This is a genomic window from Gilliamella sp. Pra-s60, assembly GCF_009795755.1.
GTDB lineage: Bacteria > Pseudomonadota > Gammaproteobacteria > Enterobacterales > Orbaceae > Gilliamella.
This window is the reverse complement of the sequence record NZ_WTFA01000002.1, coordinates 68,182-87,047: the sequence shown is the minus strand read 5'-3', so window position 1 is coordinate 87,047 and position 18,866 is coordinate 68,182. Positions and strand designations below refer to the sequence as shown.

The following is an 18,866-nucleotide window of genomic DNA, read 5'->3' as shown; positions in this document are numbered from 1 at the left end:
CCAAGTTTTATATACAAAGTGTAAAACTCATAACAACAATAACATTTATAACAATATGCACTAAAACAATACAAAAAACACCAAATTATCGATAATAAACACAGGAATCAAAATGCCTATTGACCACTTCATATAACCAAAAAAACTCGGCATATTAATTTTGTTTTGTGTGGCAATGCTTTTGACCATAAAATTAGGCGCATTACCAATGTAGCTTAGTGCGCCCATAAAAACAGCGCCCATTGAAATAGCAAGCAGGGTTCTTTCTAACGTGGTCATTAAAGTGATAGCATCGCCAGAAGCGAGATTAAAAAAGACCAAATAGGTGGGGGCATTATCTAAAAAACCAGAAAGCAAACCTGACAACCAAAAGTACATGCTGTTGATTGGTTCGCCTTGCTCATTTGTCACCAGTGAAACTATTGGGGCTAATGCCCCATGACTACCTGCTCGTAAAATAGCAAGTACAGGAACAATAGTAATAAAAATCCCGATAAACAGCTTAGCAACTTCAATGATAGGTTCCCAATTAAATTCGTTACCGGCACGGACTTGTTTGGGGGTGATTAATATTGAAATAAAGGTGATCACAACAAACATAATATCGCGGACTAAATTAGATAAAGTAATAGGTAACCCTAAAACCATAACCTCAACAGACGATCGCCAAATGCCTGACATAAGTACACAGGCAATAATAGCCACCAATAAAAAAATATTGCTTACACCATAAACCTTAATAGTGTTAGTTTTTGAAGTCGAAGTTAACGCAAGGGAATGACCATATTGGCTACGAAAGTAGTGGCAATCAATCTTATAATAAATTGCTAATAACAACATTGAACTAAGCAAAACGGGCAACAACATATGTTTAACAGTCCACCCAAAATTCACACCTTTTAAAAAACCAATAAATAAAGGTGGATCCCCAAGTGGTGTCAAGCCACCGCCAATGTTCGCTACTAAAAAGATAAAAAAGATAATGGTATGTACGGCATAATTTCGTTGACGATTAGCTCTAATTACAGGTCGAATCATCAACATTGCCGCACCTGTTGTTCCCATAATTGATGCTAACAAAGTTCCTATTGCTAGCAAACCAACGTTTAGTTTGGGCGTACTAAGCACATCGCTCTTAATTAAAATCCCGCCCGAAACAGTAAACAAGGCTAGTAGTAATAAAATAAAAGGAATGTATTCAGCTATTACTGCATGGGCAGTAAGATGAATTGTTGATTGCAAACCAAACGAATACAAAGCAAACAGCAAAAAAAACATCGTCCAGCACATCGTTATTTTACCGTAGTGATGGTGCCATAATCGTGGCAAAAATAACGGCAACAATGCAATAGAAAGCAACATCCCCACAAAAGGGATCCCCCAATAAATCGATAAATCATCACCGCTAAAATCAGCAGCAAAAAGATCAAAAGGTATTAGTATTAAAACGATAAAGGAATAGAGGGCTTTCATTAATTTTTGAATTTTGATTTTTAAAGAGGTCAAATTATAACAAAGTTTTTAGGTTTATCGAATTTTAAGATTATTAATAAGGATAAGGCAATAATATTGTGATGGGGACTTAATAATATAAAACCACCACCCCACCCACCATCTAACAAATCTTTACAATAAATTAACAAAAAAAGTGGCAGATTATGCACCATCAAGTTATAATTTTAAGGCTTATTCAAGCAGGGAATCGCTCAAAAATAAAGCGAACGGATAGAAAAATCGAGAAAAAAACAATAAATTACTTGACAGGGAATAAAAAATGCATTACCATGGTTGGCATCTGGCATCTGGCATCTGGCCTGCCAAACCTATGCCCTAAATCTTATTGATTCGCACGGTGGTCAAAATAGAGCGCCACAGTTATTTTCATCACCGAAGTCATTTCGCGTAGCGAAATCGACGCCGTCATCGCGGTCTTTATTGGCGATGTCTTCGGCAGGTTCTTCAGCAGCATCTTCGGAAACATTTTCAGGAACCTCTTCGGTCAGGTCATCAATCACATCTTCGGCAAAATTATCACCGATACCCAAGTGGTTACTCAAACCGCCATTACTATTTAAATCACCATTATTATCTAAATCGGCATTATTCTTAGCGCCATTGTTGTTATTGTCGTATACGCAGGATACAGAGGCGTTAACGGCTTATACTTCAAGGGCTATCGAGGGGAGTGCGCCGTATTTAACGTTTGATGGTGGGGTAACAAAATTAACGAATACAGACCGTTTATTGTCAATAAAGTTGCAGGATGGCACGGTATACACAAGGTCAACCAATCCATCAACACCAAGCAATCCAATCAGGTTGCCATATGTGGGGAGTAACTTAAGTCATATAGAGACGATAGTACCTGCATCAAGGAGTTCAATCACGATGAATGATTTGGTGAGTCAGGGATATTGGCGAGATGATGATGGAGACGGACAGGGAGTAGGTGGAGTAACGGCATCGGGGAGTATATCGGTAACGTTTAAGGATAAAAACGGTAATACGGTTAATCGTAGCGATGTATTAAGTATATGTAGTGCACCTTATAAGGTAACTTTAACAAGTACAGGTGGCATATTAAGTACGCAGTATGGGGTCCCAAGGAGTAGTAGTTTTAGTGGCGCTACGGTGGATTATTATATTAATCCATATGATAATGCAGGTATTTGTTCGGTCAGGCCGAATTTGTTGTTTGGTGGAACAACTGGCATTGATTCTGACGACAACCGCCGCTATGCAGGTCCATCTAACATATGGAATCCTAGTAAGGGCTTTTTAGTTCAGTCAACGAGTCCATCATCTTACGACAGGAACTTTCCAACAACGGGTTCAGATGGGTTGTATTTTGATTTGGATATAGGGGGTATTGACGGAAGTCAGTTAAGTTGGACAGTTAACACAAGTGGTAGTCTAAGCGCAACGGTGAGTTGGACAAGGCCGCATACAGATTCACACCGAGACCCATGGAATGGAACTACCATACAACACGATAATTGGATTACTGATAAATCCAAGAATGTAACGCGGGTAACGTTGCATGGTCCTAAAGCTGATAGTACTCAAATAAGTTCAAGTAATCCAAGTTCATTAGCACGTCCATCTTTGCCACAGACATTTGAGTTGGTCGGTAGGGATAGTAGTGGTAATGAGGTTCGTTATGGATTTGTGTTAAAGCAGTGGTTCGTCCATCGGGATAATCAAAGGAAACCTTATAGTGACCAATTAGCATGGTGTAGAAGTTTGGGTTATCGTATAGTACGGGTAAGGGATTTAACCAATTCAAACTATAGCCATTTAGGCACCTCACCTCGTTCATCAGGTAATTATTACGAGCGTCACATAGGTGCAGGATTTTTCACGGAGTGGGGCTCCATGCACAACTACGCTGATGCGGGCTTCGTCTACAACTCCTACGGCTACTGGACGAGCGACGCAACGAGTCGCAACCAGTTCCTTGTCAGCTCGGGCACCGGCCACGTCCACAGCGACAATGCCATCTACTCCAACTATGGCCTTTGCACCGCACCTTAGCTTTTAGCGTTTAGTTCTTAATCCTTAGGGCGCGGGGGGCGATTATGGTGCCTGAGAGGACAATATAAAAAAGAATCAAGCCCCCGCGGCAGTTGGGGCTTTGAGCAGGCAAAGCCTGCGGACTCAGCGGTTTCATGACTGAAGGTCAAAAAACCGCAGTCCGACCGAAGGCGCCGAAGGCGTGGTTGGCGGCCCCCAAGGCAATAATTGGAGCAAATAATAAGGTGTCATACAATGAAAATTGAGGAAAAACTGGCATTAAGTGAAACCCCGATTAGTCTTTTGAAGGAAGGTCTTTTTTTAAAGGCCTATAACCAATCATTTTATGTGCTGAATCAGCTATTGGGGTTTAACCTAAAACCGTTAATCGATCACGTAAAAAAGCTCGACCGAGTGATTATACATGGAGGATTTCCAGTAAGTGTCATCAATAAACGGGTTCCTAACGCAGTACCGACTGTTTATGGATATAAGTTGCTTGGCGACTACGATTTAAGTGGCTATCAAGCTTGGTATCAACAGCAGTGCCACTTATACCAAAAAAGAAAAGCTCAACAAAACCCACCACAGCAAACCACCACTCATGCAAACGAAGTGACTGCACCGAAATCATCGATTTTCACAGACTCCGAACCAATAGCCGAAACCGCACTGAGCAACATAAATAAAACATTAACATTACAACATTTGCTGTTTTTATCATCATGGCAACCTAACAAATATCCCCCGATTGTGGATAGTGCATTTATTCAAGAGTTAAAAAACTATTTCAGCCAATAGCAGCGCACACGGTGCCCGATGGGGCTATTGTTTTGGGTGTGTTTTTGCTAAAAACACATCAAGAAAAAACTTCAATAAAATCAATACCTTTCCTGACCGATTTTTTAGCGAAAAATCAAGCCTTTTTTGTTTTTGTGAATAGAGTGGATTGAGTGCAGAGGTTTCGGACGTTCTGACCTTTGGTGAACAAAATAGCTACAGTGACAACGTCCGAGCAAAGGGAATTAAAGCGAATTCCCTTTGCAAACCCTCGCTTTGGCTACAGAATGTGGCCTTCGGCATTACTCGTATCATCCTGATACTCGCCTCTACGAGGCCACCTTCGCTGTGCTCAGGTGTTCAAATTTGTTCCAGACAAATTTGTCCGACGCCGTAATAAGACAGACAGCATAACCTTGAGTGGCTTTTATAAGTCACTTTTTTATAAAAAACAACGCAAAAACCCTCCAAAAAGTGGTCAGGAAAGGTATTGATTTTATTGAAGTTTTTATTTAACTCTTTTTAAGCAAAATCAACCACTTGCATAATTAGCATTAAACACCAACAACTAACAAACCCGCAAAACCAATAAAAGTACATTCTGGATAACTGCATTTAATCGCAAAAAATCAGTCAGGAAAGGTACTGATTTTATTGAAGTTTTTATTTGACTCTTTTCAAGCAAAATCAACCAATTGCATAATTAGCATTAAACACCAACAACTAACAAACCCGCAAAACCAATAAAAGTACACTCTGGATAACAACACTTAACCGCAAAAAAGTGGTCAGGAAAGGTATTGATTTTATTAAAGTTTTTATTTTGCTGTTTTTTTTAAAAAACAGCAAATCCCATCAAACTCTCTTTGCCAAAAACCTTATGTCAGTGCATAATATATGGTCAATAACGAATGCGAATAATCAACAATAACAATTATTATAGATGAGAGGTAAGGATAAAATGGGATTAGTAAAACCTGTAGCGGTGTTGAGTATGCTGTTAGCGTTAGCAGGCTGTGATAATAAAGATGTTAAGCAAAATGCAAATACTGAACAATTAACAACGTCATCAGCATTACAATCTCTTGATGATACCCCTACAGCGGATACCAATGAGAATACGGAAATCGATAACCAATCCAAACCTGTTTTTAAGCCTACCCCTGAATTAGTCGAAAAATACCATAATAAAGCGTTAACGGTTATTGATAGTTCAGAAGTTATTCTTGATGGTTCAAGTACGCTAGTTATTACTTTTTCGGTGCCTTTAAATCCCAATCTTAAGTTTTCTAATTTACTCCGTTTGGTTGATCGTCAATCGGGTAACGTTGATGGAGCTTGGGAGTTGTCTGACAATGGGTTGGAATTACGGCATCGTTACCTTGAACCAAACCGTGATTTGGAACTTACAATCGATAAAATGTTAGCAGGCATTAATGGCAGTAATTTAGCTTCGGTCTATCAAACTCATATTAAAACTCAAGATCGTAAGCCAATGGTTGGGTTTGCTAGTAGTGGCTATTTGTTGCCAAGCAAATCAATGAGCGGTTTGCCTGTGGTTACGCTTAACGTTGATAAGGTTGATGTTAACTTTTTTAGAATTAAGCCTGAAAAACTATCCGATTTTATCGCTGATTATGGTTTTGCTAAGCAATTGTCAAGTTGGGAGTCTAAGAATTTTCAACAGGTTGCTGATTTAGTTTATACGTCTCGATTTGATTTAAATCCAAAACGTAATTCGCAAGAAACAGTATTACTTAATTTATCGTCCATTTCACCATTGCAACAAGAGGGTGCTTATTTTGCGGTGATGAGTAAAGCGGGTAGCTATGATTATTCAAATCCTGCGTCTCTATTTTTTGTCAGTAATATTGGTGTTTCGGTACGTGATTATAATGACGGTTATTTGACGATCATGACGCATGCTTTAGATGATGGTAAACCGCTTTCAGGCATTGATGTATCGGTATTATGTGACAAAGGCGTTCGCGATAGCAATAAGGGTTGTAGAACGATTTCAACAAAAACCGATGAAAATGGTTATGCCGATGTAATGTTGCCAGATGATATGAAATATGTCTTGCTGACAGCAAGCGATGGCAAGCAAATGTCTTTGGTTGATTTGGAACATGGTGCGTTGAATTTAAGCGAATATAATTTAACGGGATCGCCTTTTTATCAAAAACAATTATTTGCTTTTGGTTCTCGTGATTTATATCGTCCAAAAGAGACCGTCTATTTTAATGCACTTTTGCGTGATGCCAATGGTAAGCCATTGCCTGCTCAACCGATTGTGGTTGATGTTATGTCGCCCGATAATTTAGTGGTTGACAATTTTACGGTTAAAGAAAATGCGGATTCGAGTGGTTTGTATCAATGGAAATATGTAATTCCGGCAAGTGCGGCAACGGGTAAATGGGCATTTCGTTTTAATTTAGGCGATGTTAGTTACCGTTATGCTTATTTTAATGTGGAAGAGTTTTTGCCTGAACGCATGGGGATGGAAATTACAACCGTATCAAATAATCCGATTCAGTTTGATAAACGCATCAACTTTGACGTTAAAGGTTGGTATCTTTATGGTGCTCCAGCATCTGGAAATAGTTTAGAAGGTAATATTTATCTTAGAAAAATGGATTCAATTCCTGAACTTGCTGATTATAAAATTGGTGATGTAACTGACAAAAATATTGCTAGACAACTTGATAATGTTGAGACGACTTTAGATAAAAACGGAAGTGTGCAAGTCGCAGTTGATACTAGCAATTGGGGTAAGTTGAGTTCTCCAGTTAATGTGGTTTTACAAGCAAGTTTGCTTGATTCTGGTGGTCGCCCTGTGACACGTTATGCAAGCCAAGCGATTTGGCCAAGCGTTCAAATGCCAGCTGTGCGGGCGTTGTTTTCTCAATCACCTTATTATGATTGGTCAACAGATCGATATGAAAAAAGCCCAACGGTTGATAAAGGCGATAATGCTGAGTTTGAAGTCGCTTATGTTGATGTTGAGGGTAATAAATTAGCAACAAAGGATTTAAAGGCAAGGATTGTTCGTGAGCGTCGTAATTACTATTGGAGCTGGTCTAGCGATTCAGGATGGTCTCAAGAGTACAATTCGAGTGAATTTGTTGTGCAAGAGCAACCGCTTTCTATTGCTGAAAATGGTACTGCTAAAGTTTCTTATCAAACCAATGATTATGGTTTTTATCGTATTGAGGTGGTTGATACTAAAAGTAGTGTGATAAGTAGCATGCGTTTTCGAAGTGGTTATAATTGGGAAGATAATACCAACGGTACCAATTCTGTTCGTCCTGATCAGGTTAAATTAAGTCTTGATAAGACGGCTTATGCAGTCGGTGATACCGCAAAAATTCATGTTCAAGCTCCTGTTGCAGGTTCTGGTTATATTTCGCTTGAAACTAATGACGGTATATTGTGGAAGAAAGATATTACCGTTGATGATAATGGTCTTGATGTTGATATTCCTATTGAAGATTGGGAACGTCATGATGTTTATATTAATGCGATGATTATTCGTCCATCAACCGATGCTGCTGTGCAGACAATTAAACGAGCTATTGGTTTACTTTATTTACCAATTGATACTTCTGATCGTCAATTAAATGTCAATATCGAAGCACCGAAAAAGACAGAGCCTGAAAAAACCATTCCAATAAAAATTAAATTGGATAAAAAATCAATCCAGCAAGATCGTAAGGTAACGGTGTTGGTTTCGGCTGTGGATTCTGGCGTGTTGAATATTACCAATTTTGTTACCCCCGATCCTTATAGTGCGTTTTTAGGGCGTAAACGTTATAACATCGATATTTATGATGTTTATGGTAAGTTGATTGAAGGTAAAGGCCGTAATGTTAATATGAGCTTTGGTGGTGATGCAATGCTTGAGGCTAGCGCCGGCGGTAAAAAACCATCAAATGATGTCAATATTGTGGCTCAGCAATTGCAAACCATTAAGTTAAATGATGATGGCGAGGGCGTTGTTGATCTTGCTTTGCCTGATTTTAATGGTGAATTGCGCATAATGGCACAAGCGTGGGATGATACACGTTTTGGTAAGGCTGAACAAACGATGCTAGTTGCATCACCAGTTGTTGTTGAACTATCAACACCGCGTTTTTTATCGGGTGGAGATCAGGCTGACTTGGCATTGGATTTGAATAATTTAACCGAAAAAACACAAACGATGCAGATCGATGTGTCTACTGATGGTTTAGTTCATCAAGATTCAGCTAAGGCGACAACCTTAACGATAGATAGTAAGCAAAGACAAATTATTCAAGTACCGATTATGGCCGATTATGGCTATGGGCAAGGTTCAGTCACCATTAATGTTAAAGGTATTTTGTTAGAAGATGGTTCTGAGTATCAAATCAAACGATCTTGGAATATTGGCGTTAGGCCGGCTTATGCTGCAACCACACGGTATTATGCTGTAGCAATCAATGGCGGTGAAAGTTGGTCATTACCAGAGGGTAGTCTTGTTGACATGATTGATAATACCGTTGATGGTAAATTAATTGTATCGAATCAGCCTCCACTTAATATTGCTCAGTATATTAAAGAGTTATTTGCTTATCCATATGGGTGTTTAGAACAAACTGTTAGTGGTTTAATGCCATCGTTATATGCAAACCAAGAGCAGCTTTCTGCATTGGGAATTAAAACTGAATCGGATGCCAAACGACGTGAAAAAGTGCAATTAGGTATTTCACGCATTTTATCAATGCAACGTAATAATGGTAGTTTTGGTTTGTGGAGTAACGATAGTGCTGAAGAGTATTGGTTAACTGTGTATGCAACTGACTTTTTATTGCAAGCCAAAGAGCGTGGTTATAATGTGAATAATGGCGCACTTGATGCGGCAATTTCGCGTATTAATCAATATGTTTACGATGCTAATGCGTTTAATAGTTTGCAAAATTATTATGATAATTCACAAGTAAGTGATTATACGAAATTTGCAACTAAAGCTTATGCGTTAGTTGTGCTAGCAAAACAAAATAAAATCACGGTATCTGTGCGTAATGAAATTAATCGCATGTATCAACAGATCACCGAGGGTAATATTAAGGTGTTTTCACCATTGCCAGTTGCTCAGTTAGCGTTATCAGCTAAATTGGCTGGTTTTGATAATATCTATGACAGCTTAATGCCACAGGTATTTACCACAAGTTATGACAAACGATATTCTTGGTTGGGCGAATATGGTAGTGCTATTCGTGATAATGCATTGGTTCTATCATTATTAATTGAAAATGGATTAAATGCTGATAAACAAGCGGATTATTTAATTCACTTATCTGATTTACTCAATGATACGCGTTATTTTTCAACGCAGGAGCTCAATGCTTTATTTATGGCGGGTTGGTCGTTAGATCAACATAAATCTTCACAAAAATTTGATGTTGTGATTAATCAACAAGCAAATAATGTCAATTCAGCATTATCGCGCTCTTTGATTTTTGACGATTTGGCTCATGGCTTGACTATTTCAAATCCAGAAAACGCACAGCCGATTTATGTTAAATTTACGGTTTCAGGTTATGGTAAAAGGTCTCCTGCGCCAACAAGTGATAATAATGAATTAACCATTAAACGTACTTACTACGATTTGAAAGGTAATAAAATCCAACCAAATCATATGAAAGTAGGAGATTTGATGGTGGTTTTATTAGAAGTTAATGCGCATAAAGAAACTGTTCACGATGCATTAATTGTTGACTTTTTACCAGCTGGTCTTGAGTTAGAAAATCAAAATCTAACTAATAGTAGCGTGAGTTTGCAGGCAATTCCTGAATTAGCGAATTTGTTGAAAGATGAAGACAGCAATGATGTTAAATATCAAGAGTTTCGTGATGATCGATATGTTGCTGCTGTTGATATTAATCACTATGTAAGCAATGGTACTTATCGTACTCGTGTTGCTTATTTAGCTAGAGCGGTAACGGCAGGGAATTATATGATTCCATATCCTTATGTTGAATCAATGTATCGTCCTGATCGATTTGCTATTGGTCAATCCATTGATGTTATGTCGGTTGAGCGTAATGGCAAATCAAATACTCCAGATACGGCCAATACATCAAATCAGCAACAATAGATCTTAATTGGGGTTGTTGGTTAAAAATATAAGTAAATAGCTACCGCTAATGTTTGTTAGTGGTAGCTGTTTTGTAATCAACTATTTGAATTTTAATAAAATGAAAAAGTGCCTGCGTAATATTCTGGCTTTCTTGTTTTTTTGCATCCTTTTATTATTAGGTGGCTTTTTTGTTGCCGATCATTTTTTTCCGCTTTCTATTACAAACACTAAAACCACTCAAACCATTCTTGCCGAAGATGGTACACCTCTTTGGCGTTTTGCTGATGAAAATGGTGTTTGGCGGTATCCTATCAAATTAGATGAAGTTCCTAATGATTATCTTGATGTGTTGTTAAATTATGAAGACCGTCATTTTTATGAGCACTTTGGTATTAATCCAGCTTCTTTATTGAGAGCCGCTTGGCAAAATATTACCAATAGGCGGATTATTTCGGGAGGGAGCACTATTTCGATGCAAGTTGCAAGGTTGCTCTATCCGCATGATCGTACGGTAATAGGTAAGTTAAAGCAGATATTTCGAACGTTGCAACTTGAGTTGCATTTTACGAAAGATGAAATTTTAACTTTATATATTAATCGTGCCCCATTCGGTGGCACTATCGAGGGCTTAGGTGCGGCGAGTTGGTCGTATTTTGGTAAAGAACCAAAAGCATTAACGCGTAGCGAGGCTGTGTTATTGGCTGTATTGCCACAAGCACCAAGCCGTTTGCGTCCAGATAGATATCCTCAACGAGCTAAACAGGCTCGAGATAAGGTTTTAGCAAGGTTAGCTCAATATCAAGTTTGGTCACCCGATATTATAGAGCAAGTTCAAAAAGAAGATGTTTGGGTTTATCCTCGTAAAAAGCCACAACTTGCTCCATTGTTAGCTCGACGTTTAAGTCAGCAATACCCAAATGAAGATATTATTCATTCAAATATCGATCTGTCTTTGCAATATAGTCTTGAAGATATTGCTAGTAATCGTAAAAATCAGTTACCACCCAAAACGTCATTGGCTATTTTGGTTGTGGATCATACCGATATGTCGGTAAAAGGGTATGTTGGTTCGGTTGATTTTAATAATAAGGAGCGATTTGGTCAGGTTGATATGATAAGCGCACTGCGATCGCCTGGGTCAACGTTAAAGCCTTTTATGTATGCACTTGCGATTGATGAAGGTATGATTCATTCTGAGTCGTTATTGCAAGATACGCCACGAATTAGTTCTGATTATCGACCTACAAATTTTGATGAAGATTTTTATGGACCAATCAGTGCTTCAGAGGCATTAAAAAACTCATTAAATTTACCCGCAGTTCAGTTAATTGAACTTTATGGCCCTAAACGATTTGCCGGCAAACTTGCCGGCATTGGTTTACCGCTTGAGTCTAACGGTAATACACCTAATATATCGTATATATTAGGCGGTGCATCGTTGAGAATGGATAACTTGGTTAGTGCCTATAGTGCTTTTGCTCGCCATGGGCAAGTTAGTCCTTTACGTTTTGTACAAAACGAACCTCTGTTAAGTAAACCATTTATTAGTGATGGTAGTGCATGGATCACAAGACAGATGCTTGTTAATAGTCATCAACTTGTTTATAAAACAGGAACTAGCTATGGTTATCGTGATGCTTGGGCGGTTGGCATGAACCCTCGTTATTTAATTGGTGTTTGGGTGGGACGTCCAGATGGCACACCTGTTGTTGGTCAATATGGCAGTATTACCGCCGTGCCAATTTTGCAACAAGTTAGTTCGTTATTATTAAATAAAGAGCGACGAATGAACCGCCCATTACCTGTTATAACTAAACCTGCTAGTGTTACTTTACAAAAAATCTGTTGGCCATCAGGACAAATTCTGCCAGCAAATGATGAAAACTGTCACCGCCAGAAAAATGCTTGGATATTTAATAAAATGGTTCCCCCTACGCTTGATACACTTACAGCGCTTAATAACAATGTCTATCGGTCAGGGTGGATCACTATTTGGGTTAATGATGCAGGAAAACGTGTATCGGCTGATTGTAATAATGCGCATAAAAAACAGATTGCACTGTGGCCCATCGCGTTAGAAAATTGGTTGTTACCAAAAGAGCGCAGGCAATCTTTACTTCCTGAGGTTGATAAGTATTGCCCTGTTTTTGGTAAAGATGCTTTTTCGCCACTCGATATTATTGGTTTGCGAGATAAACAATGGGTAAAACGATTATCCGGGCAACAAGATGTTACTATTGATTTAACCCCACAAGGGGGAATAGGTGAAAAATGGTGGTTTTTAGATGGTAAGCTTTTTGAGCACAGCGATGGTGATCAAAAAGTTGCCCTAACAGTAAGCCAAAAGGGTATACATCATTTATTGTTATTAGATCAAAGTGGGCAAATTTTACGAATGACATTTACCCTTGATTAGTTAGGAGCAAGTATATGGCTATTGAACGAACATTATCTATCATCAAACCCAATGCGGTTAAGAAGCAGTTGATTGGTGAAATAATCATGCGTATCAAACAAGCAAAACTTAATATTGTTGCGCTAAAAATGCTTACATTAACGCCAAAACAAGCAGGAGGCTTTTATGCCGAGCATCAAGAAAAACCGTTTTTTGAAAAATTGGTTAATTTTATGATATCTGGTCCTATTGTTGTTTTGGTTCTTGAAGGTGACAATGCTGTTAAGCGTTATCGGGAGCTAATGGGGTCTTCTGATTTGTCTAAAGCCACTGTTGGCACTTTGCGGGCTGATTTTGCAGATAACGCAACCGAAAATTCCGTACATGGTTCAGACTCTCTACAATCAGCAGAAAGGGAAATCGCTTACTTTTTTGTAGATAGTGAGATAACGGAATAATCTATATAACTTTAAGTTATAAGTATGTGAGTATTTGTTATTTATTCATTTGATTCTTTGTTGTTAGACTTTAACTGAAAATAACATAACCTTTATTAGGGAGAATCAGGATGAAATTGTTGACTAAATCACTAACAGTGGTCGCATTAATAAGTAGTTTGTTAGGTGTAAATTCTGCTTATGCAGATCGCCTTGATGACATTGAAAAACGAGGCGAAATCAAAATAGCCGTGTTTGATAGTAACCCACCATTTGGTTATGTTGACGAAAAAACCAATAAAGTTGTTGGTCTTGATGTCGATTATGCAAATGAAATCGGCAAAGCCCTCAACGTTAAAGTTGACTTAGTTCCAACCAATCCAGCCAATCGAATCCCATTATTAACATCTCAAAAAGCCGATTTAATTGTCGCCAATTTTACTGTTACAGATGAAAGAGCAAAAACCGTTGATTTTAGTTTGCCTTATTTTGCAACTGGTCAAAAATTTATCGCAAAAAAAGGTGTTTTAAAATCACCGGATGATTTAAAAAAACTCCGTATAGGTGCTGACAAAGGTACGGTTATGGAAATTACACTACGTGAAAAATACCCAACAGCAAAAGTGATTTCTTATGATGATACACCATTTGCCTTTGCAGCATTACGTAATGGTGTTGTGCAAGCAATTACTCAAGATGATGCTAAATTAATTGGTTTATTGGCTAATGTGCCAGAAGAACAACGTGCCGCATTTGAAATTTCGCCATTTAGTATTACCCAAGAATATCAAGCCGTGGGTATCCCAAAAGGGGAGGCTCGCTTAAAAGAAAAGGTGAATCAGATTTTATTAACGCTTGAAGAAAAGGGTGATGCATTAACCATTTATAACCGTTGGTTTGGGCCTGATACTACATCGGCAATGCCTCGTGGTGATTTTAAAATAGGTAAAGGTCAGTAAGCGTTATGTACGAGCAATTACTTGAGCCCCGTTACCTGTGGTGGTTATGGGATGGTTTTTTAGTTACGTTAGCTATCTCATTACTTACTATTATTTTTTCAACATTATTGGGGTTTTTACTGGTTATTGCTCAACAAAGTAAAATTAAAATTATTCAAATCATCGTAATGGGGTATAACGCAATTTTCCGTTATTCTCCATTATTGCCACAGCTCTTTTTTTGGTATTTTGGCGTGGGTAATTTATTACCTGTTGAATTTAAATTATGGTTATTCGATGAACCGCAAATTTGGTTGTTCTTTTTTTCACTGAAAATGCCATCGTTTGAGTTTATTATTGGTTTAGTTGGATTGACGTGTTATTCAAGTGCGTTTATTGCTGAAGAGTTTAAAGCTGGCATTGCTGGCGTTAGGCGAGGGCAAGAACATGCATCATTAGCTTTAGGTTTAACTTGGTGGCAAAGTATGCGATTTGTTATTTTACCGCAAAGCTTTCGTATTGCCTTTCCGCCTTTAATTGGTCAGTACATGAATATCATCAAAAATTCGTCATTAACAATGGCTATTGGTGTGTTAGAGCTTTCTTATGTATCGCGTCAAGTTGAAACCGAATCATTAAAAACTTTTCAAGACTTTGCCATTGCTACTTTATTGTATATTTTAGCCATTATTATTGTTGGTACTTTAGGTAATATTTATCAAGCAAAACGATTACAAATAGGTAAGGTGTAACCACTTATGGAGCTTAAAGGGTTAGAAGTTATTTATAATAATTTAAGTTATATGATGTGGGGTAACTTTCCGGGTGGCATGTTTTTAACATTGTTAATGAGTCTTATTGCTATTCTATTTTCAACCTTTTTAGGTATTTTAGCCGGAGTGGGGCTAACGGTTTTTAAAGGGGGAATGCATCATTTGTTAGTAGCTGTGCTTGGTTTTTTAAGAGCAATTCCCGTTGTTATGCTTATTTTTTGGACCTATTTTCTTTTGCCTGTATTACTCAATATTGATGTCCCCGCTATTGCAACTGTAGTTTTTGCTTTATCACTTATTGGTGCTGCTTATATTGGTCATTCAGTTCATGCTGGCATGATTGCTGTGGCTAAAGGACAGTGGCAAGCAGCGTTTTCATTGGGGTTGACTAAAAAACAAGTTATTTTATTTATCATTTTACCTCAAGCTCTTAAAATGATGTTGCCTTCTTTTGTTAATCAATGGGTTTCAATCATTAAAGATACGTCGTTAGCCTATATTGTTGGAGTGGCAGAATTTACTTTTATTGCAACACAAATTAATAATCGTAGTATGGTTTATCCAACGGAGATATTTTTGTTTGTTATTGTTGTTTATTTTATTATCTGTGCATCACTTGATTTTGCGGTTTCGATTTTACCAAAATTAAAGTTATTTCATTTTAAATAACCTATACAAAAATGTCTTATTAGTTTTTAATAGATCATTTTAATCATTGACGGATAAGCAATTCACTGCTTTTCTACACTTTAGATATATAAAGTATATAATAGGTAACGAAAGTTTTAACATCCACATTAGGGTGACTGAACAATGAAGATATTAATTGTCGAAGATGATAGCTTGCTACAAAAAGGGTTGTATGATGGTATCACATCAAGCGGTTATGTCTGTGAAGTTGCTTCAAATGGCAAGCAGGCTGAAGAATATATTCAATTTGGGAAATTTAGTTTAATTATTTTAGATTTAGGTTTACCAGATTGTGATGGACTGGAACTGTTAATCCGCTGGCGAAAAAATAACATATCAACTCCTGTACTGGTTTTAACTGCTCGCGATACGATTGAAGATAGAGTAGATGGTTTAGATAATGGTGCCGATGATTATTTAATTAAACCTTTTGTTTTAGCCGAATTATTAGCTAGAGTAAGAGCATTAATTCGTCGAGATCAAGGTACTGCTGATAATCTTATTAGCTATGGCCCGATTACTATTGACATTAAACATCAAAACGTAATGCTTAATAATCAAAAAGTAGTATTGACTCCCAAAGAGTTTATTGTATTGTCTCGATTAATGCTAAAAGCTGGCGAAAAGGTACACCGAGATTTATTACAAAATGATCTTTATGATTGGCAAAGTGATCCAAGTTCGAATGTTTTAGAAGTTTATATTCATGGATTACGTAATAAATTAGGTAAAAATTTTATTCGTACAGTACGAGGATATGGTTATCAACTTAGTGATGGATGTTGATAAGCCGATTAATTTAAAATTCGTTTAAATTAGACAATTAGATTATGATTTCAAAATCACTCAATAATATACGCCATAGCATTCGTTGGAACCTCTTTTTTACTTTAGGTTTTATTATGTTGGTTTGTCAGATTATTACTGTTTTTTGGCTATGGCATGAAAGTAAAGAACAAATTGATGCATTGGTTAATTTAACTCTAAGTCAAAATAAAATTGATGAAGTTGTTGAACAAGAAGAGCTAGAAGCCATTTTTGTTTTATTTTGCTCTGCGTTTTCAATGATGTTAGTAACACTCTTTTTAGCATACCAAGCCATCAAACGAATAACAAAACCTCTCGAAATTTTAGAAAAAGATCTTAATCAGCGTACCGAACAAAACCTAAACCCCATTGCACCAATTAGTGATATGCGTGAGATTAAATCGATTACGTCAGTATTAAATAACCTTTTTGTTAGATTGAATAATACATTATCTCAAGAACGTCTTTTTACCGCTGATGTGGCTCACGAAATGCGAACACCTTTAGCGGGTATCCGTTTGCATTTAGAATTATTAGAAAATAAACATAATATTGATTGTTGTGAATTAATTAGTCGTATAGATCGTTTAGTTAATACTGTCGAACAACTATTAATGCTTGCACGAGCTAGTCAAAAATTTACAATAGGACAATATCAACATATTAATTTTTATAATGATATTATGATTCCGTTATCCGACGAGCTAACAGAATTAACCTCAAAAAAACAGCAACGCCTTGAATGGTATATGGTTAATAAAAATCTTGTTTTTAATGGTGATGTGACTTTGATAAGGCTATTAGTGCGTAATTTAGTCGAAAATAGTTATCGTTACAGTCCAGATAACACCAAAATTATGGTAAGTTGTTATCAAGACAAAAAAGACATTGTTATTACGGTCGAAGATGATGGTAAAGGGATCGATGAATCTAAAAGCGAACAATTGACCCAAGCCTTCTTTCGGATGGATCGTAAGCATAATGGTATTGGGCTTGGCTTAAGTATTGTTAATCGTATTGCCAAATTGCACCATGGCCTATTTACCTTAAAAAATAGGCCTGATAAAGCGAACGGTGTTATTGCACAATTTCGAATTATTGATTCAGATCGTCAACTAAACGTGTGATCAATTGGTTGTCGCTATTTTCTTTAATTATTGATATTAAAAAACGTTGCCAAGTTCGTTCAATTTTAGCTTTAGCAAAAAATGGAATGTAATTGGCAATCGGAATTAAGGTTGAGTTACCAATATTATCAATAATAACTAAGCGGCTTTTTTCAGTACTTAAGTGTTGAAATAAAATATTTTTGCTTTTTATTGTCATTGTAATAATGCGGTCTTTTAATAAAGCTGATTTTAGCGTTTTTAAAGCAAGCACTAAACCATCATAATATTGCATAGTTAATTTTTCATCAGCGAGGTATCTTTCAAGCGGTATAGCTATTTCACCATTATAATCCCGAATAAGTTCAAAAGCATGACCTTTACCATAACTCGTTGAAACTGGGCCGTAATATTTTGCTAGCGCATCAAATGAAACGTTGCGTCTAATTAGGTGTTTATAATAGGAAATTTCTCGATTTGTTTCCTCTTCGGCACCAACATTATAATTTACTTTGATACACTTACTTGGATCATTCGGATAATGATAACATTTTCGATGCAATCCTCTGCTAATATAATCTTCTTCTGAAAGTTGAATTGTATTGTTCATTTATTAAAATATTCTGTCATTCAATATTATTTTTTAGTTTATCAGCAAGCGTCCCTTCTCGCTATGATTTTTTCTTTTTTACTCTAGCGCTTTTATATTATTTCTGTATAATATCGCAACCCACGTTACGACAATGTTTTTCCCAACGTTGTTTGCGGTTGTCGATATTAATATAACCACTCGAAGGGGTGAGTTGGTTAATAGATACAATCAAAAAGTGTAAATAAATCAAAATGATTTATTAACGTGAGATTAATTTAAAATTGGATAATTACGAATGAGTACTTTTTCAGCTAAACCAGAAACAGTTAAACGCGACTGGTATGTTGTTGATGCAGCAGGTAAAACGTTAGGTCGTTTAGCTACTGAAATCGCAAGCCGTTTGCGTGGTAAACACAAAGCAGAATATACACCACATGTTGATACAGGTGATTATATTATCGTTATCAATGCAGAAAAAGTTGCTGTAACAGGCAAAAAACGCACTGATAAAATTTATTATCGTCATACTGGTTACATCGGTGGACTTAAAGAAGCGACTTTTAAAGAAATGATTGAACGTCATCCTGAACAAGTCATCGAAATTGCTGTAAAAGGCATGTTACCGAAAGGTCCTCTTGGTCGTGCAATGTACCGTAAACTAAAAGTTTATGCTGGTAATGAGCACAATCATGCGGCACAACAACCGCAAGTATTAGATATTTAAGGGGATAGAAG

Annotated in this window: 13 protein-coding genes; 11 read left to right on the top strand and 2 right to left on the bottom strand. The window is 37.1% G+C overall.

Annotated elements, in window-relative coordinates:
• Positions 1-60: 60 nt before the first annotated feature.
• Entirely contained in the window at positions 61-1,473 is a 1,413-nt protein-coding gene (locus GQ596_RS02030; protein WP_160400019.1) for a sodium:proton antiporter, read from the bottom strand.
• 315 nt (positions 1,474-1,788) lie between these two features.
• Here GQ596_RS02030 and GQ596_RS02025 point away from each other — a divergent pair, with 315 nt between their 5' ends.
• From GQ596_RS02025 to pmrB, 10 genes are all read left to right on the top strand, one after another.
• A complete protein-coding gene (locus tag GQ596_RS02025; RefSeq protein ID WP_160400018.1) occupies positions 1,789-3,534 on the top strand; it encodes a hypothetical protein in 1,746 nt (581 codons plus the stop codon).
• A 234-nt stretch (positions 3,535-3,768) separates the two neighbouring features.
• On the top strand, positions 3,769-4,314 hold the full coding sequence (locus GQ596_RS02020) for a hypothetical protein (protein WP_160400017.1): 546 nt from the start codon (positions 3,769-3,771) through the stop codon (positions 4,312-4,314).
• A 940-nt stretch (positions 4,315-5,254) separates the two neighbouring features.
• Entirely contained in the window at positions 5,255-10,411 is a 5,157-nt protein-coding gene (locus GQ596_RS02015) for an alpha-2-macroglobulin (RefSeq protein ID WP_160400016.1), read from the top strand.
• 100 nt (positions 10,412-10,511) lie between these two features.
• Positions 10,512-12,809 (top strand): penicillin-binding protein 1C, encoded by a 2,298-nt coding sequence (gene pbpC / locus GQ596_RS02010; RefSeq protein ID WP_160400015.1) that lies wholly within the window; start codon positions 10,512-10,514, stop codon positions 12,807-12,809.
• A 14-nt stretch (positions 12,810-12,823) separates the two neighbouring features.
• Positions 12,824-13,246, top strand: a complete 423-nt coding sequence (ndk, locus tag GQ596_RS02005; RefSeq protein WP_160400014.1) for a nucleoside-diphosphate kinase — start codon at positions 12,824-12,826, stop codon at positions 13,244-13,246.
• Positions 13,247-13,350: 104 nt separating this feature from the next.
• Positions 13,351-14,184, top strand: coding sequence for an ABC transporter substrate-binding protein (locus GQ596_RS02000; RefSeq protein ID WP_370516475.1), 834 nt, complete (start codon positions 13,351-13,353; stop codon positions 14,182-14,184).
• A 5-nt stretch (positions 14,185-14,189) separates the two neighbouring features.
• Positions 14,190-14,915, top strand: a complete 726-nt coding sequence (locus tag GQ596_RS01995; protein ID WP_160400012.1) for an amino acid ABC transporter permease — start codon at positions 14,190-14,192, stop codon at positions 14,913-14,915.
• A gap of 6 nt (positions 14,916-14,921) precedes the next feature.
• Positions 14,922-15,605 carry an amino acid ABC transporter permease gene (locus GQ596_RS01990; protein WP_160400011.1) on the top strand — a complete coding sequence of 228 codons (684 nt, stop codon included), beginning with the start codon at positions 14,922-14,924 and terminating at the stop codon, positions 15,603-15,605.
• Positions 15,606-15,749: 144 nt separating this feature from the next.
• Positions 15,750-16,412 carry a two-component system response regulator PmrA gene (gene pmrA / locus GQ596_RS01985; RefSeq protein WP_160400010.1) on the top strand — a complete coding sequence of 221 codons (663 nt, stop codon included), beginning with the start codon at positions 15,750-15,752 and terminating at the stop codon, positions 16,410-16,412.
• 44 nt (positions 16,413-16,456) lie between these two features.
• Positions 16,457-17,560 carry a two-component system sensor histidine kinase PmrB gene (pmrB, locus tag GQ596_RS01980; RefSeq protein ID WP_160400009.1) on the top strand — a complete coding sequence of 368 codons (1,104 nt, stop codon included), beginning with the start codon at positions 16,457-16,459 and terminating at the stop codon, positions 17,558-17,560.
• Here pmrB and GQ596_RS01975 read toward each other — a convergent pair.
• The gene (locus GQ596_RS01975; RefSeq protein WP_160400008.1) at positions 17,529-18,149 is read right to left on the bottom strand and encodes a YrbL family protein; all 621 of its coding nucleotides are present in this window, start codon (positions 18,147-18,149) and stop codon (positions 17,529-17,531) included. The genes pmrB and GQ596_RS01975 overlap by 32 nt on opposite strands.
• A 277-nt stretch (positions 18,150-18,426) precedes the next feature.
• Here GQ596_RS01975 and rplM point away from each other — a divergent pair, with 277 nt between their 5' ends.
• Positions 18,427-18,855 carry a 50S ribosomal protein L13 gene (gene rplM, locus GQ596_RS01970; protein ID WP_065566227.1) on the top strand — a complete coding sequence of 143 codons (429 nt, stop codon included), beginning with the start codon at positions 18,427-18,429 and terminating at the stop codon, positions 18,853-18,855.
• Positions 18,856-18,866 lie beyond the last annotated feature (11 nt).